The organism is Bacillus sp. CH_48 (assembly GCF_038008465.1).
GTDB classification, from domain to species: domain Bacteria; phylum Bacillota; class Bacilli; order Bacillales; family Bacillaceae_G; genus Bacillus_A; species Bacillus_A thuringiensis_S.
On sequence record NZ_JBBOZF010000001.1, the window covers coordinates 5,462,736 to 5,486,292 of the forward strand.

Genomic DNA, 23,557 nt, shown 5'->3' on the forward strand with positions numbered 1-23,557 from the left:
GCAATTTTGGAATACATCATGTTACTTTTCATCGGACTAATCGCCGGGACAGTCGGCAGCCTAGTTGGGCTTGGAGGCGGAATTATTATTGTTCCGTTATTAATTGGATTACACAGTTTATCACCACAACTTGCAGTAGGGACTTCTATGGTAACAGTCGTTTTCACAGGACTATCTTCTACCCTTACTTACATGAAGCATAAGCGAGTGGATTATAAAAGTGGACTTATTTTATTTATCGGAAGCGGTCCTGGTGGTATTATCGGATCATGGGCAAATAAATTTTTAAACCAAGACACATTTTCTTTATACTTTGGGATTTTCCTTATATTCGTCTCAATTCTACTTATGCTTCGAGACAAATTAAAACCTCTTTCCCTCTCAAGTACGTCTGTAATTAAGCGTTCTTTTACAGATAATGATGGAAATGCTGTACACTACCAATTCCCACCGTTTCTTGCTATCTTTATCGCCTTTATAGTTGGGTTTATATCTGGGTTATTTGGAATTGGTGGCGGTGCCTTACTTGTTCCAGCAATGATGCTTCTTTTTGCATTCCCAGCACATATTGCAGTAGCAACTTCAATGTTCATCGTATTTCTATCAGCAATTGTAAGTTCTGCAACTCACATCTCACTTGGAAATGTCAGCTGGATTTATGCATTAATCCTTATTCCTGGTGCATGGATCGGCGGAAAAATCGGGGCTTACATTAATACAAAACTGAGTGGTAACGCCGTAATTAATTTATTACGTATTACGTTAATTATTCTTGGAACTAGATTAATCATTATTTCCCTTTTATAACGTATTCTTTTTAGAATGCGTTTTTCTTATACACATGAATATAAAAATCCTCCGAGGAGAACAAATAAAATTAAACAAGCACTTAATAACATATAATTTGAAATATGTACTTTCTTCAAGTTGACCACTCCTATAACTGCGACTGTTATCTTTATGATAGCGAAAAAATAGTTCACTTGCAGTTACAGAGTGCTAACAATGCAAAATCAATTATTACAAATTTTATCCTTATATTTCATTTCTTTGTATATTCTATCGATTTAATAAAAAAAGATGTCATATTGACATCTTTTTTAGTGAAGAAGTGACCATCCCATAAAGTCTTCATGTACTTGGCACGCCCTCTTATCGTTTCGATCATATAATTCAGCATAACTATCTGTTTCTTCATCATAAGCCATCGTATAAATAATTTGGCCGTCTACTTCAACGGATAAAACGACTCCACCTTTCATCTCTTCTACATGAATGATAGCATTCGCCGGAATTCTCATATCCGTCATTCTTATCGCATCTAACAATATACTAAACCCCCTACAGCGTATTCATTGCTAGTACTATTACACACTAAATAGTATACTACTGTAATAGCATACATTTCGTCAATGAAATTGCTGTTGAAATAGCATATTGTCTATATACATATACGCTAAAATAGAAGAAATAGAAACATATTAATGGGGGGCTAACATTGATTCTACACAAAGGAGATGTACTATTCCGTCAAGGCGAGGACGGTCCTTTATACTTTATAAAAACAGGCTTATTAAAAGTAGTTCGGCTAGAAGAAGACGGAACACCATTTTTATTCAACATTATCGTTCCAGGTGAAACGATACCTCATCATTCTTTAATTTCACCGAAAGAATATCACGGTACAGCTATCGCTTTAATAAAGACAGAAGTGGAACCGATCACTAGTAGTGAATGGTACGAGAGACTTCAAGCAAATCCCGAATCGTATGCCAACATCGCTATGCAATTGCAATCTAAATTAAGAATGATGCAACAACGAATTGATCAATTGACAACTGTCTCTCCGAAAGAACGTCTTCATCGTTTACAAGAATGGTTCACATTATATTTAGGTGACATTCCTATATATGAAATATTAACACAAACTGAAATTGGTCAACTGATAGGCATACGCCGTGAAACAGTTAACCGTTTATTACGAGAACAAATAAAAAACGAGGTAAAATAAATACCTCGTTTTTTTGTTTATTCTCATCTGTCTTATTGTAAGCTTGTTGCTGGGCCGAAAAATTCATAATGAATATGCTCTTGTTTCACACCTAAATCAGTTAGTGCAGCATTTATATGCTTCATAAATGCTACTGGACCACAGAAATAAAATTCTGCTTCAGTTGTCTGAATAATAGTTTTTAACCATTCGCTTTCAACGAAACCTTCTTTATCAAAGTTCTTCATTTCTAAATCTTTTTCAGTCGGTGCAGAATAACAAGTATATGCTTTAACTTGTTCATATTCATTTTCTACTGCCTTAACGTGTTCTTTCATTGCATGTGTATTACTATTTATTGCTGCATGAATAAAATATACATTACGTTTTGAATCTTGTTCAATTAACGTATTTAACATACTCATCATCGGTGTAATCCCTACTCCACCACTAATTAGTACAACTGGTAATGTTGAATCCATATTTAACACGAAATCTCCCGCTGGTGCACTTACTGGTAAAACATCTCCTTCTTTTACATGTTCATGTAAGTAATTAGACACTTTACCGTCTGGTGTATCTACACCTTTTTCTTTCTTTACACTAATACGATAATATTCTTTCCCAGGTGCATCGGATAAACTGTATTGACGATTATGTGTATATGTCTCACCTTCAATATTGATTTGAACCGTTACATATTGACCTGGGATGAATGAAGAAACTTTCCCTCCATCTTCAGGTTTCAAATAAAATGACGTAATAACATCGCTTTCCTTCACTTTTTTAACAATCACAAAGTTACGGAAGTCTTTCCATCCACCTTCTTTATGTGCAGCTTCTTCATACATCTCTGCTTCAATGCTAATAAATGCATCAGCAATGACACCATATGCTTCTCCCCATGCATTTAAAACTTCATCAGGTGCACCTGCGACCTCTTTAATGGCACGTAGTAAACATGTACCTACAATCGGATAATGCTCAGCTTTAATACCTAAACTTCTATGCTTATGACCAATTTGTTTTACAACTGGAATAATTGCTTCTAAATTATCAATGTACGTTGCAGCTGCATAAACAGCATTCGCTAACGCTTGTTGTTGTCTTCCCTTTTTCTGATTCGTATGGTTGAAAATATTCAATAACTCCGGATGTTCTGAAAATAAAATTTCATAAAATCTCGTTGTAATTTCAACGCCTTTTTCTTGTAATAATGGTACTGTTGACTTTACGATTTCAATTGTTTTTGCACTTAACATTGTATCCCACTCCTCTATTTCCTTAACTGTTTTTAGTTTAACTGAATCTTATAATGCAGATTGTGATTTTAATCACTATTAACACGTTGTTTTTGTGAATAATATATGAACATTGTACTTACAAAAGAAAATAAGCTAACTAGAATTCTAGCTAGCTTATTATTTTGTTTGTATAGCTTGTTCAATTACTTTTATATCTTTCCCCTCGCCAAACTCTGTATACCCCCAGATATTCGTTTCCCCCCTATATTTATTTACGATAATATCCAAGTCATGATATACACGGTGGGCATACACTACATACTCAATATTTTGAAGTTCCACACCCTTTTTTACAATTTCATAGCTTCTATTTACATCGCGTTTTATTTTTTCATTCTTTATTTCCGTATGTATATTTTTTAAAGATGGTTCTTGTTGTTGAAACCATTGCTTAAATTGATTCCAATCCCCGTCTGTATAATTCTCTGCTTTACCGTAATTTAAGAAATTATTATAGCTTTCATGTGTCATTCGAATAAAATCTAGCACTTTTGTCTCTTCTTGCACATCTTCTACTTGAGCTATTGTATTTACCTCAGCAGGCTTATTCGCATAATGTAACAGCACTTTCATAAGACTATAACTCGCGATGATCATTACGATAATAATCCCGAATACACGTAACAATTTCTTCATATACAGAACTCCTTCTCTACTAAAGATATTATAATGTATGGCTATACTTGTAACATTCTCTCGTAGAAATATACTTCCTGTATAAATTCTTCCTATCATTTCGACAATATTTTTCTATACGTTTCTCGTTGGCAAATGTTCTTGTAAAACAATATATCCTTCATAAGCTGTGTAACCGAGTATAGCCATTAATCCGATATAACAAGCAAATACTGTCCATTTCGTTTTCGCATCCACTTTATAATAGTTTTCCTGTTGTCTCTTGTCTGCATCCCATTCCTGTAATTTTCTTTCTGACATTTCAAATGCTTCTCTTATATGAATTGTATATGTTTCTTTTTCATCTTCATATGGGACGTAATCAAGTGGCTCAAACTTTGGTAAAAGATACTCTAACACTTCAAGCTTTTGAAGTTCTCCTGTTTTTAATTCTTTCTCTCGTTCTTTTTGCCTTAATACATTTATTTCATGTTGCATCATATATATATTTCGATGTACTGCACCAGTTTCTTTTAACTCCTCTTCAAGCCTTGCAACATATTCTTTCATTCCATCAATTCTATATCCTAATTCCTTAATCGGCTCATCTCTCTTTATCACTCTATATAATTCCATACAACCGATAATAACAATAAATCCTCCCAAAATACTTTTAAAGTAAATTGAATAGCCAAGTAATAAAATAAGGCCTGCTCCCCAAATTTTAGTGCTGACAACTGAAATAATTCGCCCACCATCTAGCGGCGAAACGGGAATTAAATTAAAGAAATTAATCATACTTCCAAGCAAAATAACAAGCGCCCAAAATGGTTCTTTCGTCATTATGTAAAGCGGTATCGCGGGTAAATATGACAGAAGCCCGAAAAGCGGACCCATATAGGCAATGTAAGCTTCATCTTTTGCATTTTTCGGCATCTCTTTCATTCCAATAAGAGCCCCCATAAATGGGATAAAGATTGCTGGCGATGTTGGAATCCCTTTTCTTTTCGCAGCCCATAAATGGCCCATTTCATGAACAAACAACAAATAAATGAGCGCCACCCCAAATTTCCAACCATATAGAACTGCGTATGCGCCAAGCGATAGAAACATACTAAATACCGTTGAAAACTTTGCTAATTTAAAAATTGCAAATACCCACTTTAACTTAGACAGTAAAAATAATCCTATGGCAACAATAATTCCCCATAATCCTTTTTTATTATTTTTCATCTCTCTCCTTTAACCCCCTGTAACGAGTCATACAAGCTCATCAAAAATTATTCTCCTCTTTATTATGACATATTTTTTTCTATTGTTAGAAATAATGTTTATTTAATCCATTTTTAGCCAAAAATATAAATAAAGGAGGTATATACGAATGAATTTACAATCTCTCATAATAAGTGTTTTATCATTTTTAGCTTCAACTCTTATTTTTTATACAGTGAGCTATGTATTATTATTAGATTGGTTGCCAAATCACTTACTTATCACTCTTATCATTCTTTCCGCTCTTATGATTTCATTTCTTATTACACGAAAATCAATGAATGAGCCATCTGCAAAAGCAAAATAATAGAGAGGGTGTTCTTCTCCCCTCTCTATTATCATTTCCTAGGAAAGGCTATATAGAATTTACAATTCAGTTACAGCCAATAAGGGTCTTACCCCAAAATTCAGTTGAAACAAAGAAGTTAAGTGAGAGTCAACGCCGAATTGGCAAAGACTATTAATCAATGAGAAATGAGCAGCCTCCGCCGATTAAATTCTCACTTTATCTTTGGAAATTCATTTTTTCACCATACTCTTTAACGATTTGAATTATATTTTGAAACACACCTATTTTTTCTTTTTCACTGTTTAATATTTTTAAATCATACTTTTCGTAATATGTTTCTAATGATTTTAATTGTGATTCTGAAGCGCCTTTTACCTGCACAGTAGCATGCAATTCATATTGCTTATACCCTTCCTTTACTTTTTCACCTAAAATCATTTCACTCTCTTTTGCTCCAATTAATTTTTGAACTTTTTCTGGGAAAGTGAGTTGCAAATAATATTCTTGTTCCTTCACTAACTTGTTGTATAGTGATTGTGAAATCGTATACCGTACCATATAATTCACGTTTTGATCGCCTGCTTTAATATGAAACGCGGTAATCTGCAAATCTTTTTTTGTTACCTCCGTTAAAGGACCTACCTGCACCTCTTCTTCTTTTTGTTCTGAAACATTTGGAAATATAGCCAAAAGCTTTTCCGTATCTTTTTCATTCAACATATACATAACTTTCTTATATTGCACCCATCCTCGTCTATCTTCTCCCCTTAACCATGCATAATAAGTTTCTTTTTTCCCCTCTCTACTAATTTGTATTTCATATTCAGGTTCACCGAAGCTTCCGGTTATTTCTTGTTTCTCAGCTTTATCCAAAATGTCTATTACTAACTTCGCTTCTGATTCCTGCAACTTTTTCTCTTTATGTTTTTTTTGTATAACGGTTACCCCTATTGTTTCTTTCACTTCATTCACCGTCTCTTCTACTTTTTTTGTTTCTTGTTTTTGCTCAGCTTGACCACAAGCTGCTAGTAACATAACAAATAACAACAATACATATTTCCCTTTCAAATTAATCCTCCTTTTACGATAAGAAATTCTTATAATCTTCATACATAAAACAAAAACGTGACATCCTATTAAATAAGTTATACTAATCATTGAAAGGAGGTCTTTATCATGTCCATTAATTTTCATGATGCAAATAATAAATACACATACGCAACAAGAAACGCTCATATTTCTTGGGCTGAAATGGTAAAAAACATTACAGACATACAAAACAAGCAAATAATTGATATTGGCTGCGGTGGCGGGATTTATACGAAAGAACTCGCTCTTATGGGAGCCAAAAATGTTGTGGGACTTGATTTTTCACAAGAAATATTACAAGCTGCAAAAGAAAATTGCAACAATTTCCCAAATATTTCTTTCATCCACGGTGATGCACATAATATCCCATACCCTAACGAAACATTCGACATAGTTATTTCGCGCGCAGTTATTCATCATTTACAAGACATTCCTACATTTTTATGTGAAGCTTCTCGTATATTAAATAAAAACGGTGTACTTATTTTACAAGATCGAACGATTGAAGATTGTACAGTTCCAGGAAGTCCCGAACACATTCGTGGATATTTTTTCTCTATATTTCCAAAACTCATTGAAATAGAGTCAAAAAGACGTCCAAAAACCAACACGATACAGAAAGAATTACAAAAACATTCTCTTCACGTGCTTCCCACACAAACACAATGGGAAGTACGAAAAATACATGATTCTGTAGAAGCATTGCTAAAAGATTTATCTCCTCGAACAGGTCGATCCATTCTATATGAGTTAACAGATGATGAACTTTCTCAACTTCTACAACATATACAGACCACATTACAAAACGTCTCTCCTATTATTGAAAGAGATCGATGGACAATTTGGAGCGCCATGAAGTTGTAAGGAAGGAAGCCTCACAAAATAATGTGAGGCTTCCTTTCTTTCATAATCTAATTTTGCAACACTCTTGATATCCTCCACTTCTGGCCTGTGCACTTCCACACTTCGGACATACTAAATATCTAGACTGATTTGTCAACAAACTACCTTTTTGAAAGAGTAAAACTTCTGCTTGTTTAAACGAACGCGAATAATATAACCACATAAAACCAATTATAGCAATAATGCCAAATAATACTCCCATCGCAAGCATTTCAGTCACCTCTTTTGGTTTGTTCTTTCCAGCAAGTGGATTGTTGTAATATTCTCTGTAAATTCAAATAATCCCTTCTTTACTCCTATAAATATCAACTTTCTCTATAAATTTTACAATTCTCCACAAATTTTTACTCCCATTTTACAATTCATTATTCCTTTTGCAACAACGAATATTACTTTCGATATTTCCGTATATAAATATATCTTTCAAAAAACATATTGACTTTCTAAAAAAAACATGCAACAATACTGTCAGAATACTTGAATAAAAATTCATTGACGAGAACGAGTACGTTATAGAACTGTTCCCCAGAGAGTTGGCGATTTGCTGAAAGCCAACGTTCAGTGCGTAACCGAAAATCATCTCCGAGAAGTAGAACCGAATGTTACAGTAAGTTCTTACCGGCCGTCCCCCGTTACAAGGAACACGTATCATGTTGTACGTTGCAAAGCCGTATACATATAGATTTATTTCTACATGTGTAAATTAGGGTGGTATCGCGGGTAAATATAACTCGTCCCTTTCTTTAGGGACGAGTTTTTTGTGTTCTTACAAATGAACTTAAAAAAGGAGGAAAAACAATGAACACTGTATCAAAAAAACATATTTTTTTCACGGGTCTTATGCTATTTTCTTTATTTTTTGGGGCAGGTAATTTAATTTTCCCTCCCATGCTTGGCCAAAACGCAGGTGAAAACTTTTGGCCCGCAATGATTGGATTTTTACTAACAGGAGTTGGCTTACCACTACTTACTGTTATCGCAATTTCTCTATCAGGAAATGGAATGCAGCAACTTGCAAGTCATGTTCATCCATTATTCGGAATTTTCTTTACGGTAGTTGTATACATTGCCATCGGTCCATCCATGGGCATCCCACGTGTTGCAAATGTTGCTTATGAAATGGGTGTTAGTTCTTTCTTACCAGAAACAATCCGCTCTAGCAGCCTAGTGCTATTTGTATATACAATCATATTCTTTACTATCGTATTTTGGCTGAGTTTAAATCCATCTAAACTTGTCGATCGTATTGGAAATATATTAACACCTATTTTATTACTCTCAATTTTCTTATTGTTTGTTAAAAGTGTCTTTACACCACTTGGACAATCAGGACCAGCTATGCAAGAGTATCAAACTTCTCCAATCTTCAAAGGCTTTATGGAAGGGTACTTAACAATGGACACCATTTCAGCACTTGCATTTGGAATTATCGTTGTAAATGCAATTCGCTCTAAAGGTGTGAATGATCGTAAGTCCATTGCCATCGCCACAGCAAAAGCAGGGCTTATTGCCGCTACAGGACTCGTACTTGTATATGGTGCACTCGGCTGGCTTGGGACAACTAGTGTCTCTCTCGGATATGCAAAAAATGGTGGACAGCTACTTACTGTTATCGTACAACAATTATTCGGCCCATACGGTTTGCTCCTATTATCTCTTATCGTTACACTCGCTTGTTTAACGACATGCGTTGGACTCGTATCTGCGTGCAGCCAATATTTTTCAACATTATTGACTACATTTTCATACAAAACGTTCGCGAGTATCATTTGCGCATTAGGATTATTAGTTGCCAACTTAGGTTTAACAAAAATTATCGCAATCTCTGTTCCAATTCTACTTGTTGTATATCCAATTGCGATTGTACTCGTACTACTATCGTTACTTCATAAATACTTCGGTGGATATCGCTCTGTTTATGTAGGTGCTTTAATCGGAGCAGCAGTTGTGAGCGTATTTGATGGATTAAAACAAGGCGGTATTCCAGTCTCGTTTATCACGTCCAACTTTGAATTTATTCCTTTATATAATGAAGGAATAGGCTGGCTATTACCAGCATTAGCCGGAGCACTTATCGGATTTACTATCGCTAAACTAAACGGTGCTAAAAAAGTTCCCTTAATAACCGACGCAAAAGCATCCTAAAAAAACTCCCGAAAGGGAGTTTTTTTACATTTGATAAGCAGTATGATTAAAACTACTTATTTTATACGCTTTCGTATAATATTCAATATTCGTATCAACTGTTTCTACCTTAACAACATCATAGCAGTCTTCTTGCTTTACTAAAAATAAATAGTATTCCTCTGTTGCCTCAATAATCGCAATTTTATCTGTTTCAACATTATATTGTTCACAAAGCGCTTGTAATGCGTTCACATAATCCCCTAATTTTTTAGACTTATCCATTCCGAATATAGTTTGAACTAACATATACATTCTCCCCTTTGTATGTACTGTTAACAACTTAATGATAACGCTTACATTTATTAGCGTCAATAAAAAGATTTGATGCAAACTAATAATCAATGGGGATAGTCCCCCACTGATTAAAGTTGCACTTTATCATTTCGTTAATTGATGTCTAAATGCATAAATAACCGCCTGTGTCCGGTCACTTACATTTAGTTTATTTAATATATTACTCACATGTGTCTTTACTGTTTTGAGGGCAATAAACAATTCATCTGCAATCTCTTGATTACTTTTCCCCTCTGCAATTAATAACAAAATTTCAGACTCTCTTTCTGTTAACTCCTCATGCAAAGGTTGCTCTTTCTTTTGACGCATACGGGACATCATTTTCCCGGTAACTTTCGGCTCTAATACCGTTTCTCCATCATAAGTAGCTCGTACAGCGTCCGCTATATCACTTGCTCTTGATGTTTTTAATAAATAACTAGTCGCCCCAGCCTCAATAACAGGATACAATTTTTCGTCATCTAAAAAGCTTGTTACAACTACAATTTTTGCTTCTGGCCATTCTTGAATAATAGCACGTGTTGCTTCGACACCATCCATCTCATCCATAACAAGGTCCATTAAAATAATATCCGGTCTTAATTGCAGTGCTAATTCTGATCCTTTTTTTCCATTTTCAGCTTCCCCGACCACTTCAATATCTGGTTGTGTAGATAAATATGCCGATACACCCATACGAACCATTTCATGATCATCGACAAGCAATACTTTTATCATACTTCTCCCCCTCTCTCAAGCATAATCGGTACTTTCACTTCTATTTGTGTACCTTTGGCCGGGAAACTCAGTACCTTGAGTGTCCCACCAATTTCATGAACACGCTCTTGCATCGATCTTAAGCCATAGGAACCGGCTTTATTAACGCCTACTTCAAACCCAACACCGTCATCAATGATTTTTAAAATCGCATATTGATCAATTTTTCGAAGGCGCACTTCTGTTTTCTTTGCCTTCGCGTGTCGCAACGTATTTGATAGCGCTTCTTGCACAATACGGAATAAATGATCTTCTACACCTTTTTTTAATTCTATTGGCTCAATAAGCCATTCAATTTTCATATGTTGTTTTCGCGATAATTCCGTTAATAATTCCTCTATACCTTCTGTCAGTTTCTTACCTTCCAATTGTACAGGACGTAAATGAAGGAGCAATGCTCTCATTTCTGATTGAGCATTTACAACCATATTTTCAACAAGTTGTAATTGTTTTTTTGTCACATCTGGAAATTCAGTTATTTGTTCATTAATCGCTGACATCATCATCGACATTGCGAAAAGCTGCTGACTTACTGAATCATGCAACTCCCTTGCTAAGCGATGCCTTTCTTGAGAAATCGCTTCTTGTCTCATCTCTTCATTCCAATGAGCTCGTTCATTCGTTACTTTTTGAAAGAGTCCAGCTTGCTCCTCTAATCGACGAGCCAGAACGATTACTTTTCGCTCCACTTCATGAAATTCATCATCCGCAGTAAACGAAACATCACTCGGAAAATTCCCTCGCTCTACTTCAAATAGAAAAGTATTTAATCCTTGTATACGCTGCTCTATATAGTAACCGATTGCATATCCTACAATTCCCCCGATAAGTAAACTTGTAGTCATAATAAACAAGCCAATTGGAACAGAAGCGATGGATTCCTTCCATAATAAATCATACACTTGTTGCTCGCTTTTCCAAACATATACAATTGTACAAATGAGTGCGATACTAACAGAGGACAACATAGAATAACGAATATACATCCACGAAATATTTTTTTGTTTCTTCATTATACTTTCCTCACTTCCGTGTCGCCTACGACAAGCGAAGAAATAATTTTAATACGACGAGGAGCCTCTTTATACTGCTCTGTTCTAAATGTAACATTGCGGTTAAACCCTGTCTCTTCATGACCTGGCAAGAGCACACGGCCGACAATAACAGAGTGATTTAAAGAAAGTTCAATATCATATGGCACATATAAACGAATATTACCAACGACACCTCGAATAACAATTACTGTTTCTCCTTCTGGAATCATAGCAGTTGTTAAATCTATTTCCACATCACAAGCACCATATTGAACATTAATATCCTCAAGTTCATAAATATGATCCATCATTCGTACATTGCCTACAAACATATTTTTCAAATATGGTTCTGTACGATATATTTGCTTCTCTTCGTCTATAATTCCTTTTTCTTTAATTTCAACCTTCATTGCTTTTTGCTGATGTCCTTGTTGAATCAATTGATAACCAATTAAAGCTAAACAAGCAAATACGACAAGAACAAATGCTGCTGATGAAAATAAGAAAAATAAAAATACGATACCACCAACAAATAAAAATACATTCCCCCGTACATAACGATTCTTTTTACGATAATGCCTTCCAAACATAAGCATAATAAATGCAAAAATGAGACCACCTGGTTCAAAATGTCCAAGTATCATATCAAGAAAAAGACCGAACCCAAATATGATGAGGAGCATCCCCATTAATTGTGTCTTTGAAAAATGTTTCTTCACTTCAGCTCCCCCCCTTCTTGTCACATATACATAGAAGAAAAGGCATTGCTTTCCAACACCTTTTCTCCTATCACTATATCATAAGCCTGTTTTATAATATACTACTATTATTTTGTTAACTCTTTCGTTAACGATACATCATTCTTTTCTTTCATTTCACGCTCAAGTTTTGCAATTTTCATATCAAATGTGTCACGCTCATGCCCTTCATTCATACGAGTTTCTAAGTCACGAATGTGATCTTCAATTTCTTCAAATCGTAAGAACGGATTATTTTCATCCATTTTATGCATCGCAGTATTCATCCGACGATTTGCATGTGCCATATTTTCACGTGCCATTAGTTCCATACGCTTTGCGTGCATTTCTTTTAATTTATTTTTCATTTCAGAAAGACGACGCTCTAACTCATCAATTTGCTCTACAACACCTGCATACATTTCTTCTAATCGAGTTACTTGCCCTTCATAATAAGCTACCTCTTCTAACGCACGTTCGTGCAATTGTAATTCGCCTGCTTCTTGAGCAACGATAGCTTGCTTTGATCTTTTATTAACGAAATAACGTGCTTGCTCAAGCTCACGAGCGAAGTTAGATTTTAATGTTTTATGACGCTCAATTAACTTCTCAATTTTTGTTATTTCACGCTCACTATCACGTAAATATTGGTTTAACATCGCAATTGGATTTTTTCTTTCCTTCTCATCTAACACGTTATGAAAATCAGCTAAAATTGCATCGCGTACACGTCCGAATAAAGATTGTTTCATTATAAATCTTCCTCTCTTCTACTTTAATTATAATTTGATTTATTGTTTTAGTTTTTCATTAATTTGTTCCACTCATCTTCAAAGTTGCTATATGGTTTAGAACTTTCTGGAGCAGATTCAACAACTACATCTTTTTCTTTTTTCCACTCACGGTATCCGTAGTATAAAACCACTAAAGCAGCGATACCGATTAATGCTGGTGAATGAGAAAGTGCAATGGATAAACCGATTAAACCAACAATACCCCAAGCTAACTTTCCAAAAAATGATTTAGCTCGCACAAATGATTTATAGCTCCAATATACAACTCCTGCTCCGATTGCGAATCCTACAATACCAGCAAGACTACCAAGAGCAATTAAAGCCAAAATACCGGCTGCGATAAACGCTAGAAATTGTTTCATCTTGTGCTTGCCTCCCTTCGATTTGATACTCTTATCTTAACTATTTTTTCATCTTTCCATAACGAGCTTAAGAACCGTTTTTAACTCAGACTTAAGACCGAGTCATATTCAGCCCTTTACGCAAAAAAACGTGCAGAGTCTATTCTCTGCACGTTTTTTAATTACTAACGTTCATATTAGATTAAGCTGTTTTATGATACTTTTTTTTCTCAGCTACTTTCGAAAACCTTGGAAACCCAATTAAAATAGAAATAATCCCACATACTCCAACTAAAATTGGATAAAATGCATATGGTAACAATTCAACCGGAGATAACGCTGCAAATCCTGCTGCCGTTAACATTTGGGCACCGTACGGGATCAACCCTTGCACACAACATGAGAAAAGATCTAATACACTCGCTGATTTACGAGGATCTATTTCATATTGATCCGCAATATTTTTTGCAAGCGGGCCTGTAAAAATAATCGAAATCGTATTATTTGCTGTACACATATTCGTCATACTCACTAAACCAGCAATACCAAATTCCGCTCCTTTTTTCGAACGAATATTACGTGTTAATACATTCATTAAATATTGAATACCACCATTATATTGGATTAATTCAACCATACCGCCAATTAATATAGCAAGTAATACTAACTCCATCATACCGCCCATTCCAGTCGTTACACTTTTAAAGAAACTTTCTAACGTGTAACTTCCATCTATAAGACCGATAACACCAGATAGTACAGTTCCACCAGTTAATACGATAAGTACATTCCAGCCAAGTAGAGCTGTAATAAGTACTCCTGCGTACGGTAAAATCTTTATCCAATCAAAGCTATGCGCTTTAACCTGCGTATCACTTCCTGAAGTAACTATTACTAATAGTACAATTGTAATAATAGCCGCTGGTAATACAATTAAAAAGTTCGTTTTAAACTTATCTTTCATTTCTGTTCCTTGTGAACGAACAGCTGCGATTGTTGTATCTGAAATAAATGATAAATTATCACCAAACATCGCTCCGCCAACAACAGTAGCCATCGTAAGCGCAATTGAGATATCAGTTTGACCACTAATACCTACAGCAATTGGTGCTAACGCTGCAATTGTTCCCATTGAAGTCCCCATAGCTAATGAAATAAATGCACCAATAACAAAGATTCCAGCTACGATAAATCCTGGCGGTAAAATAGTTAACGCTAAATTAACAGTTGAATCTACCCCGCCCATTCCTTTAGCAGTTTCAGAAAATGCACCAGCAAGCACAAAAATTAATACCATAATCATAATATCTGGATTTCCTGCACCTTTAGCGAACCGCTCTACTTTCACATTAAAACTTTCTTTACGATTCATCACTAAAGCAACTCCTACAGCAATTGAAATCGCTACAAGTATCGGCAATTTATAGAAATCACCTGTAATAATTCCAGAACCAATAAATAGCGCCAAAAATATCCCAAGTGGTAATAAAGCTAAACCATTTCCTCTCGTTTCTTTCAAAGTACCATCTCTCCCTAGTTTCAACCTTTTTCTAATGAATAACAAAAGACCTCTTCCGATGAGAAGAGGTCTTATACATCTATAAGAAACACTCTTCTCATCTTTCAAGCACACGCTTGCTGGATTTGGCACAGCACTCTGAAATCGAGTCCGCTGCCGAGGCATCGTAGGGCCAGTCCCTCCGCCTCTCTTTATAAGAAGGTTTCATATTTATTTTTTAATAATAATTTCTTCCCTAACTTTACTCGCTTACAAAACAAAAGTCAATTATTTTTTGTATAGATTTTTTTGGTAATTATACAAAAATTTGAATACAACAATCATTTTAACTTTTCGATTTCTTCTTCCAATATTGAAATCCAATAAAATTCACTATTTTTTATTGCTGCTAATATCCATTTCGTAGTGTACCAAACTAACTCATACTCTTCCTTCGTGACATCGCCACTTTTATAAGCATCCTCTAGCTCTTCTTCATCTAATATATACACCTTACCGCTGGGTAATAATACTACATCTAAATATAAATCATCAAAATACGGTAAACCACGATCGTCTATTTCATATTCTTTCGTCACATCAATATAATATTGCACTAAATTGTGCCTATCATCTAACATAGCTGTAATCGCAAAGTTCTTTCCATTAATGAAATATTGAACCCACGTATACCCATCACTTGCAATACAAATTTCTTTACCATCATATTCTTTACAACTAGGCTCTCTCACTTTTTTTATATCCAGTATTCCGAGCATTCCCTCTTCCACTTGCTTAACCGTATAACTCTTTTCTATTAGTCTCTTCCACGAAGCACCGTCACCATATTTACGTTTCATTATGTCTGCTCCTCTTCTATATACAGAAAAGCTCCCACATATTATGTGAGAGCTTGTTCATATTATAATTAAGCAGCTTGACCCTTTTCAGAAATCTCTTTTAAATAAGCTTGTCCTTTTTCAGCGTCATATTGACCTTCCCACTTAGACATAACTACAGCTGCTAAAGAGTTTCCTACAACGTTAACTGCTGTACGAGCCATATCTAAAATACGGTCAATACCAGCAATGAACGCTAAACCTTCAGGTGGAATACCTACTGTACCAAGTGTCGCTAATAATACAACGAATGATACGCCCGGTACACCTGCGATACCTTTTGATGTAACCATTAATACAAGTAATAATGTAATTTGTTGTGTAATAGATAAATCAATACCGTACATTTGCGCCAAGAAAATCGCCGCAATTGCTTGATATAAAGTTGATCCATCTAAGTTAAATGAATAACCTGTCGGAATAACGAAAGATGTAATTGCTTTCGGACAACCGAATTTCTCCATTTTCTCCATGATTTTCGGTAAAACTGTTTCTGAGCTTGCTGTAGAATACGCTAAGATCAGCTCGTCTTTTAAAATCTTAAAGAATTGGAAAATGTTAATTCCAAATATTTTCGCTGTAAGTCCTAAGACAACTACGACGAAGAAGATCATTGCTCCATATACGACAATTAGTAATTTCCCTAATGGAATTAATGAAGCAAGACCAAATGTAGAAACTGTAACACCAATTAGTGCAAACACACCAAATGGTGCAAATTTCATAACTTGGTTTGTTACATAAAACATTGCGTCAGCTACACCTTGGAAAAATTGAAGAACTGGTCTTCCTCTTTCACCAATTGCTGCTACACCTAAACCAAATAGTACAGAGAAGAAGATAATAGCAAGCATATCTCCGTCAGCTAATGACTTCATAATGTTCGTTGGAACAATATTTACAAATGTATCTGCAAATGAATGACTTTGTACTTGCTCTGTTGTATGTGTATATTTTGAAATATCTGTCTTTGTTAACTGCTCCATATTCACGCCTTTTCCTGGTTGGAAAATATTCGCTATTAATAGACCAACAATAATTGCAATTGTTGTAATAATTTCAAAGTAAATAATTGTTTTTCCGCCTAGTCGACCTAGTTTTTTAACATCGCCAACACCAGCAACCCCAACAACAATACTTGCTACAACAATCGGTACAACGATCATTTTAATTAATCGGATGAAAATATCACCAATTGGTTGTAAATAACTCACTACAGCCGGATTGCCAAAGAAAATCGCCCCAACTGCAATACCAAGTGCAAGTCCTATTAATATTTGCCATGCAAGTCCTATTCTTTTCATATTTGTTGTAACCCCCTCTTCGATGTGTCACTCTATCTCTCATTCTATCTCTATAAAACTAAGAAATTAAGAGTATTACATATTATTCGACAATTCACTACATTTTGTCCCTGTTAAAAATCATAAATCAAAATTTAAAATCTGACAACAAAATAACTTTGCTCGAACACAAATAATTTTCTTGACAAAAAATAAACTCATGTCAGAAAACCTCACATGAGAACGATTCCTTACTAGTATTTCATTGGCTTTCTAAGTAATATTTCACCCCATAAAAACTCTTACTTCCCTCCTGCATTTTACAAATAAATCAAAAATTTACCTTTGTTACACATATAAATAAAATGTAAGTACTATGACAATTAAAGTTGAAAAATGATAAATTCCGACAAAACTTAGCAATTTTATAAAGTTTTCTTTACATTATGATTACAACGATAGACACCCTTCTTCTTATGATATATAACATTCATAGGGAAAGGAGTCAGACAACAATGAAAAAGAAATTTGCAGCGTTTAGTGTTTTAGCAGCAGGAACGATTTTTGCTTCCCCGTTACTTTCACCCGTATACGCTGAAACGAATCAAGATAAATTAACTAACATTCAATCTGAATTAGAAGGCAAACAAAGTGACTTACAAAATAAATCAGTCGAGAAAGAACAAATAGAAAAAGAAATTCAAGAATTACAGAAGAAAATCGATGAATTAACTACTTCTATTAATAAAAACGAGGCTGAATTAAACGATACAAAAAAAGAAATTAGCAAAACACAACAAGTAATTACTGACAAAAAGAAACATATAGAACAATTACAAACAAACATAGATACACGTCAGGAAGTTATTAAACAACGATTACAATCTATGCAAGAAAAACCGCGTACAAATATCATTACAGAAGTATTAACAAACTCTACAAACATTGCTGATCTTGTTGATAATATGTACTCCGTAAGTTTAATATTAAACAACGATACAGATATTGTAAAAAAACAAACATCTGATCAAAATGCTGTAACTACAGAAAAAGAAGCTGTTGAGAAAAAAGAACAACAACTGAAAGAATCTGAGCAAAAACTAGAACAAAAACAGCAAGAATTACAAAATAACCAACAACAGCAACAAACTCTTATTAACGATCTACATACGAAAGTAGCAAAAGTAGATTCAGAGATTGAAGGATTAGAAGAATCCAAAGGTATTTTAGAAAATCAACGTCAAGCTGTTCAAAAAGCAATTGAAGAAGAAAAACGTGCCGAAGAAGCTCGTAAAGCGGAAGAAGCTCGCCAGGCAGAAGAGGCTCGCAAACAACAAGCTACTAAATCTGCTCAAGCAACTCAAGCAGCTCCAACACCACATGATACAAATATCGGTGGCTTTATCAAACCAGCAGCTGGATCAAAAACATCCGGATTCGGTGTACGTTCTTTAGATAACCATAAAGGAATTGACATCGCTGCTTCGGGAACGGTTCCAATTATCGCTGCTGCAGATGGCGTTGTTATTCGCTCAGAATTATCATCTAGTTACGGAAACGTAGTGTACTTATCTCACCGTATAAACGGAAAAACATATACGACAGTATATGCTCATATGAATAGCCGTTCCGTATCGAATGGACAAACTGTAAAACAAGGCGATCAGCTTGGATTTATGGGGAATACGGGCCAATCATACGGACAACATTTACACTTCGAACTTCATCTTGGAGAATGGAATGTCGGCAAGACAAACGCAGTTGACCCATCTCCTTATATCGGATTATAAAAAACCTCGGTGCCTACCGAGGTTTTTTATTTACACTTCACACAATATAGGCATTCTACATAAACTATAACTAAATGCCTATAGTTTACGAGGTGATCCATATGAATACGCAATTACAACAAAAAATAGAAGAAGCTAGAACGACATATATCGGCCGGATATTTACATTTGGCGGCTCAGTTTTATTTTTAATCGGTTCATTCCTCGCAGTCACCACAGCCTATAAAGCGTATAATCGGCTATTACATTCATCAACATAAAAAAGACGGTAGATCCCCGTCTTTTTTATGCAAACATTTTAAATATACCTATCGCATTTAAAAATACAATTATTACAGTTACCGGAATGACATAACGAAGTAAGAAGAACCAAATGTTAAATAACGTTTTCCCTTTCGTTTCCGTCACTTCTAATTCTTTCATCAACAATTCTTTACTCATTTTATTTGGTACAAATAATGAAATAGCTAGTACTCCTAACGGCAGCAATACGTTACTTACTGAAAAGTCGACTAAATCAAAAAATGTTTTCCCGAATATTTTCACGTCACTCATTATTCCAAATGATAACGCTGATGGAATACCGACTGCAAAAATAAGAATACCAATTAATAATGATGCTGACGGACGCTTCTTCTCATTACCTTTCGCAACAGATGCTACTACAATTTCAAGCATTGAAATTGCTGATGTTAAAGTCGCAAAGAAGAATAAAATTAAAAACATAATAAAGAAAAATTGACCAAATGGTATTTTTGCAAATACTGCTGGAAGGACGATAAACAGTAATCCCGGTCCTTCAGTCGGTTTAACTCCTAATGCGAAAATCGCTGGGAAAATTGCTAATCCTGCAAGTACTGTAACAAAAACAGTTAAACTTACAATAGATGTTGCTGATTTCGCTAAATGTTCTTCTTTCTTTAAATACGAACTATACGTTACCATTACCGAGGCACCTACAGTTAGCGAGAAGAAAGATTGTCCCATCGCATATAAAATCGTATCTGCTGTAAGCTTTGAAAAATCTGGCTTTAAGAAGAACTCTACTCCAGCAAAAGCACCATCGAGTGTTAACGCACGAACAATAATCGCTATAAATAAAATAAATAATAGCGGCATCATGTACTTACTTGCCTTTTCTATACCTTTCTCTACACCTTTACTTACGACAAAAATTGTACAAAGCATAAAGATAAATTGTGCTCCAATCGCACTTAACGGATTTGAAATCGTTTCACCAAACAATTGTCCATAATCAGCTACTCCATTCCAGAAACTGCCTGTCACACTATAATATAAATAAAGTAAAATCCATCCACCTACAACACTATAAAAAGATAGTACACTAAAACAAGTAACAACTCCCATACGACCAATCCAAGGATATAATTTGCTATTTGGCACTAATACTTTATAAGCTGTAACCGCCTCTTTTTGCGTGCTACGTCCAATAACAAACTCCGCTATTAGAAGAGGCATACCTATAAATAAAGTTAATAGTAAAAATACAAGGAAGAATGCTCCTCCCCCGCCATTACCTGCAACATATGGAAATTTCCATATCGCACCAAGACCTACTGCGGCTCCGGCTGCTGCGAGTACAAAGCCTATTTTCGACGTCCATTGCTGTGTTTCTTTCATCATAAATTCTCCTTTTCTGAATATTTAAACTTTTGTTAATTATACACTTTCATTTCATACTCGCACACCTCCTTTAGAAAATAAAAAAGTCCCCTACACGCAAATATGCATGTAGAGGACGATATATGTAATGTAAATACCGTGGTACCACCTCAATTGGATTGATAAATCCCACTTGTTCAAGTACAGGAATAATTCCGATACTCTATCCTTTTAACGGCGGAACCCGGGTTGCCTACTACAATGTTCAACATACCTCTCGCAAGCCCATTCTGTATAATTTATCGTACCGGGCTCCCACCTAACCCCAGCTCTCTGAACGCATCAAATATACGTACTCTTCTTGCTCATCGATTTCATCTATTGAAGTTACTTGTGATTATAAATTATATTTTTATATTTGTAAAGCGCACTTTATCTTTTATTATTTTAAAACCTTTTCCTCTAATTCTCGCAAAAAACTTTCTCTTTTCCCCTCGTTTTGCATATATACTGATTTCAACACTTCCTGGAGCAATATATTTCGTTCCCTCTTTTCTAACTGTAAATCTTTTAACTTCACCCTTACTTCATATAAAAAATCTAAATACGATTCATATGTCTCATCATATTTATTTGCAATCTCATCTCGAATTTTTTTTGCGAGCTTCGGGCTCGCTCCCCCAGTAGAAACTGCTATATTAAGCAAACCACGATGAATCGCTGCCGGAAAATGAACATTACCACTTTCCGGATTTGTAATAACATTTACTAATTGATTCTCCGCGGCATCTTCAGCAACTTGTTCATTTAATATTGAATCACTACTCGCTGCAACAACTAAAAAAGCACTTTTAATATCACTTTTTTCATATTCTCTTTGATACCAACGAATTTTCTTTTCTTCCACAAGTTTTACTAAATTCGCATCTAATTCTGGACTGATTACAACTATATCTGCACCTTGTTTGAGTAAAGGAATAATTTTAAATCCTGCAACTTTTCCCCCACCAATAACAACAACACGTTTCTCATTAACTCGCACTGTAAGTGGATACATACTGATCTCCCTTCAATAACTCCGTCGTTTTCTGAATTAACATATCTTGAAACGCTTCATTCTTCCCTAAATATGGACTGATTTTTATCTCTTCCAATTCATATTGGCGCACTTCTTTCTCAATATGTTTCATAAGTAAACCTGTAAATAACAAGTAAGGCAGTACAACGATGTTCTTTTCTTTTCGTTCTACAACTTCCTTTAACTTCTCCTCAAATTTTGGCTCTGCAGCCGCTAAATAACAAACTTCTACTTTTTTAACCTTCTCTTCCGTTTGAAATAAAGAAGCAATCCAGTTTATATCTCTTAATACTTCAGGATCACTGCTCCCTCTTGCAACGAGAAGTAACGTCACTTCATTTTTATCTTCCTGTTCGATGCCACTTCCGCTATACACCGATTTAACAAGTGTTTCTGACACACCAAACGGATTACCATAAGTCACTTTAACATTCGGATATTGATTCTTGAGCTTTACCAATTCAAACGGGATATCTTTTTTTACATGACCTGCCGCTAATAAAAAAACTGGAATAACAATAACCTCTGTAGCACCACGCTTCAAACATATACGGAACCCTTCATCAATATTTGGATTCGCTAACTCTAAAAAACAAACTTCTTGAATATTCGCTTCTATACGACTCATACACGATGTAATAAATTGAATCGCCTCTTCTTTTGCTGTCTTCAAACGACTTCCATGACATATATATAAGACGGCTTTCATTTTACAACACTCCACTTACTTGATAAGCATTTTCCGTTTGCTTCTCAAACCAATGGATTTTTTCTCTAAAACGGACAACTTCTCCAATTACAATCATGCTCGGATTTTGAATTTGCTCTTTTTTCGCAACATCTACAATTGTCCCTAACGTTCCAACAACTGTGCGCTGCATAGACGTCGTCCCCTGCTCAATAATAGCAACTGGCGTACTTTTATCTTTTCCATGCTTCATCAGTTGTTCGCATATGTAGGGTAAATTACTAACCCCCATATATACAGCTAACGTCTCTACACCTTTCGCTAAATTTTCCCATTTCACTTCTTCTTTAGCACCTTCTTTCCTATGCCCAGTCACAATAGCAAAACTTGCACTTGCATCACGGTGCGTCACTGGAATACCAGCATAAGCAGGTACAGCTATTCCAGACGAAATGCCTGGGACGATTTCAAATGGTACACCTTGCTTTGCTAATGCTTCCGCTTCTTCTCCTCCTCTACCAAATACAAATGGATCACCGCCCTTAAGCCTCGTTACAACTTTTCCTTTTTTCGCATACTTAATAAGAAATGTATTAATTGTTTCTTGCTTCATCGTGTGATAATTCGGGAGTTTCCCGCAATAAATTAAATCCGCATCAGGCTTTGCGTGTGAAAGCAGCTCTTTATTCACAAGGCGATCGTATAAAATAACATCTGCCTTCTCAATACATTTCAATCCTTTAACAGTAATTAAATCTGGATCGCCAGGACCCGCTCCAACAATATAAACCTTTCCCATCATCTCTCCTCATTTCTTCTATTAAAATGAAACTTCCATTCGTATATAAGAATGGAAGTTTTTATTTTTTCGTATTACTGATCTCTACTCATGAATAACAAATGCCGCACCTTTTCGAATCTTCTTTTTTTCAAACAAAGAAATCTCTTTTACCTCTGGCAACGGTAAAAAATGCTTTTCAAGCTCAATCTCCGCAAGCTTAAATGCCTGTTCTTCACTTTGAGCAACAACAACAATCGGAACAATATCACTCACTAATACAGCTTCAAATCGATATAAATCCATATTGTCCTC

27 protein-coding genes, 1 riboswitch and 2 other annotated features are annotated in these 23,557 nt (G+C 35.2%); of the genes, 7 read left to right on the forward strand and 20 right to left on the reverse strand.

Annotated elements, in window-relative coordinates; all coding sequences use genetic code 11:
* Nucleotides 1-6: 6 nt before the first annotated feature.
* A complete protein-coding gene (locus tag N2V92_RS27560) occupies nt 7-807 on the forward strand; it encodes a sulfite exporter TauE/SafE family protein (protein WP_042597459.1) in 801 nt (266 codons plus the stop codon).
* A gap of 293 nt (nt 808-1,100) precedes the next feature.
* On the opposite strand, the gene N2V92_RS27565 is transcribed toward N2V92_RS27560, so the two are convergent.
* Complete coding sequence (locus N2V92_RS27565) at nt 1,101-1,328, reverse strand: hypothetical protein (protein WP_000882911.1); 228 nt, start codon at nt 1,326-1,328, stop codon at nt 1,101-1,103.
* A gap of 170 nt (nt 1,329-1,498) precedes the next feature.
* Between N2V92_RS27565 and N2V92_RS27570 the strand changes: the two genes are divergently transcribed.
* Entirely contained in the window at nt 1,499-2,011 is a 513-nt protein-coding gene (locus N2V92_RS27570) for a Crp/Fnr family transcriptional regulator (RefSeq protein WP_000600585.1), read from the forward strand.
* A 32-nt stretch (nt 2,012-2,043) separates the two neighbouring features.
* Here the strand turns inward: N2V92_RS27570 and hmpA are convergent, their stop codons facing one another.
* The 3 genes from hmpA to N2V92_RS27585 form a co-directional block, all read right to left on the reverse strand.
* Nucleotides 2,044-3,252 carry an NO-inducible flavohemoprotein gene (gene hmpA, locus N2V92_RS27575; RefSeq protein ID WP_000947319.1) on the reverse strand — a complete coding sequence of 403 codons (1,209 nt, stop codon included), beginning with the start codon at nt 3,250-3,252 and terminating at the stop codon, nt 2,044-2,046.
* A gap of 159 nt (nt 3,253-3,411) precedes the next feature.
* A complete protein-coding gene (locus N2V92_RS27580) occupies nt 3,412-3,930 on the reverse strand; it encodes a hypothetical protein (protein WP_000735433.1) in 519 nt (172 codons plus the stop codon).
* 114 nt (nt 3,931-4,044) lie between these two features.
* Complete coding sequence (locus N2V92_RS27585) at nt 4,045-5,142, reverse strand: site-2 protease family protein (RefSeq protein WP_000794497.1); 1,098 nt, start codon at nt 5,140-5,142, stop codon at nt 4,045-4,047.
* Between the two features lie 148 nt (nt 5,143-5,290).
* On the opposite strand from N2V92_RS27585, the gene N2V92_RS27590 reads away from it, so the two are divergent.
* Nucleotides 5,291-5,488: a hypothetical protein gene (locus tag N2V92_RS27590; RefSeq protein WP_001053359.1), complete on the forward strand. Its 198-nt coding sequence runs from the start codon at nt 5,291-5,293 to the stop codon at nt 5,486-5,488.
* Nucleotides 5,489-5,686: 198 nt separating this feature from the next.
* On the opposite strand, the gene N2V92_RS27595 is transcribed toward N2V92_RS27590, so the two are convergent.
* A complete protein-coding gene (locus N2V92_RS27595; protein ID WP_000677057.1) occupies nt 5,687-6,538 on the reverse strand; it encodes a hypothetical protein in 852 nt (283 codons plus the stop codon).
* A 108-nt stretch (nt 6,539-6,646) separates the two neighbouring features.
* Between N2V92_RS27595 and N2V92_RS27600 the strand changes: the two genes are divergently transcribed.
* The gene (locus N2V92_RS27600) at nt 6,647-7,423 is read left to right on the forward strand and encodes a class I SAM-dependent methyltransferase (RefSeq protein ID WP_042597458.1); all 777 of its coding nucleotides are present in this window, start codon (nt 6,647-6,649) and stop codon (nt 7,421-7,423) included.
* 40 nt (nt 7,424-7,463) lie between these two features.
* Here N2V92_RS27600 and N2V92_RS27605 read toward each other — a convergent pair whose 3' ends face one another.
* On the reverse strand, nt 7,464-7,673 hold the full coding sequence (locus N2V92_RS27605) for a hypothetical protein (protein WP_000880630.1): 210 nt from the start codon (nt 7,671-7,673) through the stop codon (nt 7,464-7,466).
* A 272-nt stretch (nt 7,674-7,945) separates the two neighbouring features.
* Nucleotides 7,946-8,204, forward strand: a binding site (T-box leader).
* Nucleotides 8,205-8,260: 56 nt separating this feature from the next.
* On the opposite strand from N2V92_RS27605, the gene brnQ3 reads away from it, so the two are divergent.
* The gene (brnQ3, locus tag N2V92_RS27610; RefSeq protein WP_001099170.1) at nt 8,261-9,607 is read left to right on the forward strand and encodes a branched-chain amino acid transport system II carrier protein BrnQ3; all 1,347 of its coding nucleotides are present in this window, start codon (nt 8,261-8,263) and stop codon (nt 9,605-9,607) included.
* Nucleotides 9,608-9,631: 24 nt separating this feature from the next.
* On the opposite strand, the gene N2V92_RS27615 is transcribed toward brnQ3, so the two are convergent.
* The 9 genes from N2V92_RS27615 to gltP all read right to left on the reverse strand — a co-directional run bounded on the left by N2V92_RS27615 (nt 9,632) and on the right by gltP (nt 17,306).
* On the reverse strand, nt 9,632-9,970 hold the full coding sequence (locus tag N2V92_RS27615) for a DUF3922 domain-containing protein (protein ID WP_118961699.1): 339 nt from the start codon (nt 9,968-9,970) through the stop codon (nt 9,632-9,634).
* A gap of 57 nt (nt 9,971-10,027) precedes the next feature.
* Nucleotides 10,028-10,660 (reverse strand): response regulator, encoded by a 633-nt coding sequence (locus N2V92_RS27620; protein WP_000598702.1) that lies wholly within the window; start codon nt 10,658-10,660, stop codon nt 10,028-10,030.
* On the reverse strand, nt 10,657-11,712 hold the full coding sequence (locus tag N2V92_RS27625; protein WP_000744327.1) for a sensor histidine kinase: 1,056 nt from the start codon (nt 11,710-11,712) through the stop codon (nt 10,657-10,659). Before N2V92_RS27625 ends, N2V92_RS27620 begins: the two co-directional genes overlap by 4 nt.
* Entirely contained in the window at nt 11,712-12,452 is a 741-nt protein-coding gene (gene liaF / locus N2V92_RS27630) for a cell wall-active antibiotics response protein LiaF (protein ID WP_000716094.1), read from the reverse strand. Before liaF ends, N2V92_RS27625 begins: the two co-directional genes overlap by 1 nt.
* A 107-nt stretch (nt 12,453-12,559) precedes the next feature.
* A complete protein-coding gene (locus tag N2V92_RS27635; RefSeq protein ID WP_000814131.1) occupies nt 12,560-13,222 on the reverse strand; it encodes a PspA/IM30 family protein in 663 nt (220 codons plus the stop codon).
* A 47-nt stretch (nt 13,223-13,269) separates the two neighbouring features.
* Nucleotides 13,270-13,626 carry a lmo0954 family membrane protein gene (locus N2V92_RS27640; RefSeq protein WP_000808640.1) on the reverse strand — a complete coding sequence of 119 codons (357 nt, stop codon included), beginning with the start codon at nt 13,624-13,626 and terminating at the stop codon, nt 13,270-13,272.
* 181 nt (nt 13,627-13,807) lie between these two features.
* Nucleotides 13,808-15,124: a Na+/H+ antiporter NhaC family protein gene (locus N2V92_RS27645; RefSeq protein ID WP_033668892.1), complete on the reverse strand. Its 1,317-nt coding sequence runs from the start codon at nt 15,122-15,124 to the stop codon at nt 13,808-13,810.
* Between the two features lie 94 nt (nt 15,125-15,218).
* Nucleotides 15,219-15,324: riboswitch (SAM riboswitch) on the reverse strand.
* A gap of 120 nt (nt 15,325-15,444) precedes the next feature.
* Complete coding sequence (locus N2V92_RS27650; protein ID WP_042597457.1) at nt 15,445-15,963, reverse strand: DUF402 domain-containing protein; 519 nt, start codon at nt 15,961-15,963, stop codon at nt 15,445-15,447.
* A gap of 68 nt (nt 15,964-16,031) precedes the next feature.
* Entirely contained in the window at nt 16,032-17,306 is a 1,275-nt protein-coding gene (gene gltP / locus N2V92_RS27655; RefSeq protein WP_000821134.1) for a glutamate/aspartate:proton symporter GltP, read from the reverse strand.
* Between the two features lie 494 nt (nt 17,307-17,800).
* On the opposite strand from gltP, the gene N2V92_RS27660 reads away from it, so the two are divergent.
* Nucleotides 17,801-19,075, forward strand: a complete 1,275-nt coding sequence (locus N2V92_RS27660) for a murein hydrolase activator EnvC family protein (protein ID WP_000726091.1) — start codon at nt 17,801-17,803, stop codon at nt 19,073-19,075.
* Nucleotides 19,076-19,176: 101 nt separating this feature from the next.
* Complete coding sequence (locus tag N2V92_RS27665; RefSeq protein ID WP_001096007.1) at nt 19,177-19,335, forward strand: hypothetical protein; 159 nt, start codon at nt 19,177-19,179, stop codon at nt 19,333-19,335.
* 25 nt (nt 19,336-19,360) lie between these two features.
* Here the strand turns inward: N2V92_RS27665 and N2V92_RS27670 are convergent, their stop codons facing one another.
* From N2V92_RS27670 to N2V92_RS27690, 5 genes are all read right to left on the reverse strand, one after another.
* Nucleotides 19,361-20,716, reverse strand: a complete 1,356-nt coding sequence (locus tag N2V92_RS27670; RefSeq protein WP_000665434.1) for a sodium-dependent transporter — start codon at nt 20,714-20,716, stop codon at nt 19,361-19,363.
* A gap of 111 nt (nt 20,717-20,827) precedes the next feature.
* Nucleotides 20,828-21,076 (reverse strand) — a binding site (T-box leader).
* A gap of 64 nt (nt 21,077-21,140) precedes the next feature.
* A complete protein-coding gene (locus N2V92_RS27675; protein ID WP_000283361.1) occupies nt 21,141-21,755 on the reverse strand; it encodes an NAD(P)-binding protein in 615 nt (204 codons plus the stop codon).
* Nucleotides 21,730-22,485: a sirohydrochlorin chelatase gene (locus N2V92_RS27680; protein ID WP_042597455.1), complete on the reverse strand. Its 756-nt coding sequence runs from the start codon at nt 22,483-22,485 to the stop codon at nt 21,730-21,732. The genes N2V92_RS27675 and N2V92_RS27680 overlap by 26 nt, the downstream gene beginning before the upstream one ends.
* Before the next feature lies 1 nt (nt 22,486).
* Nucleotides 22,487-23,263, reverse strand: a complete 777-nt coding sequence (gene cobA / locus N2V92_RS27685) for a uroporphyrinogen-III C-methyltransferase (protein ID WP_042597454.1) — start codon at nt 23,261-23,263, stop codon at nt 22,487-22,489.
* A gap of 84 nt (nt 23,264-23,347) precedes the next feature.
* Nucleotides 23,348-23,548, reverse strand: a complete 201-nt coding sequence (locus N2V92_RS27690) for a DUF3906 family protein (protein WP_000366918.1) — start codon at nt 23,546-23,548, stop codon at nt 23,348-23,350.
* Between the last annotated feature and the right edge of the window lie 9 nt (nt 23,549-23,557).

Bases quoted from the DNA above. Each gene is read 5' to 3' on its own strand.
- hmpA (WP_000947319.1), bottom strand. From the start codon at position 3,252: ATGTTAAGTGCAAAAACAATTGAAATCGTAAAGTCAACAGTACCATTA.
- N2V92_RS27665 (WP_001096007.1), top strand. From the start codon at position 19,177: ATGAATACGCAATTACAACAAAAAATAGAAGAAGCTAGAACGACATAT.
- N2V92_RS27680 (WP_042597455.1), bottom strand. From the start codon at position 22,485: ATGAAAGCCGTCTTATATATATGTCATGGAAGTCGTTTGAAGACAGCA.
- N2V92_RS27580 (WP_000735433.1), bottom strand. From the start codon at position 3,930: ATGAAGAAATTGTTACGTGTATTCGGGATTATTATCGTAATGATCATC.
- gltP (WP_000821134.1), bottom strand. From the start codon at position 17,306: ATGAAAAGAATAGGACTTGCATGGCAAATATTAATAGGACTTGCACTT.
- N2V92_RS27635 (WP_000814131.1), bottom strand. From the start codon at position 13,222: ATGAAACAATCTTTATTCGGACGTGTACGCGATGCAATTTTAGCTGAT.
- N2V92_RS27605 (WP_000880630.1), bottom strand. From the start codon at position 7,673: ATGCTTGCGATGGGAGTATTATTTGGCATTATTGCTATAATTGGTTTT.
- N2V92_RS27590 (WP_001053359.1), top strand. From the start codon at position 5,291: ATGAATTTACAATCTCTCATAATAAGTGTTTTATCATTTTTAGCTTCA.
- N2V92_RS27625 (WP_000744327.1), bottom strand. From the start codon at position 11,712: ATGAAGAAACAAAAAAATATTTCGTGGATGTATATTCGTTATTCTATG.
- N2V92_RS27640 (WP_000808640.1), bottom strand. From the start codon at position 13,626: ATGAAACAATTTCTAGCGTTTATCGCAGCCGGTATTTTGGCTTTAATT.
- N2V92_RS27650 (WP_042597457.1), bottom strand. From the start codon at position 15,963: ATGAAACGTAAATATGGTGACGGTGCTTCGTGGAAGAGACTAATAGAA.
- N2V92_RS27600 (WP_042597458.1), top strand. From the start codon at position 6,647: ATGTCCATTAATTTTCATGATGCAAATAATAAATACACATACGCAACA.
- N2V92_RS27690 (WP_000366918.1), bottom strand. From the start codon at position 23,548: ATGGATTTATATCGATTTGAAGCTGTATTAGTGAGTGATATTGTTCCG.
- N2V92_RS27675 (WP_000283361.1), bottom strand. From the start codon at position 21,755: ATGTATCCACTTACAGTGCGAGTTAATGAGAAACGTGTTGTTGTTATT.
- N2V92_RS27660 (WP_000726091.1), top strand. From the start codon at position 17,801: ATGAAAAAGAAATTTGCAGCGTTTAGTGTTTTAGCAGCAGGAACGATT.
- cobA (WP_042597454.1), bottom strand. From the start codon at position 23,263: ATGGGAAAGGTTTATATTGTTGGAGCGGGTCCTGGCGATCCAGATTTA.
- N2V92_RS27585 (WP_000794497.1), bottom strand. From the start codon at position 5,142: ATGAAAAATAATAAAAAAGGATTATGGGGAATTATTGTTGCCATAGGA.
- N2V92_RS27670 (WP_000665434.1), bottom strand. From the start codon at position 20,716: ATGAAAGAAACACAGCAATGGACGTCGAAAATAGGCTTTGTACTCGCA.
- N2V92_RS27620 (WP_000598702.1), bottom strand. From the start codon at position 10,660: ATGATAAAAGTATTGCTTGTCGATGATCATGAAATGGTTCGTATGGGT.
- brnQ3 (WP_001099170.1), top strand. From the start codon at position 8,261: ATGAACACTGTATCAAAAAAACATATTTTTTTCACGGGTCTTATGCTA.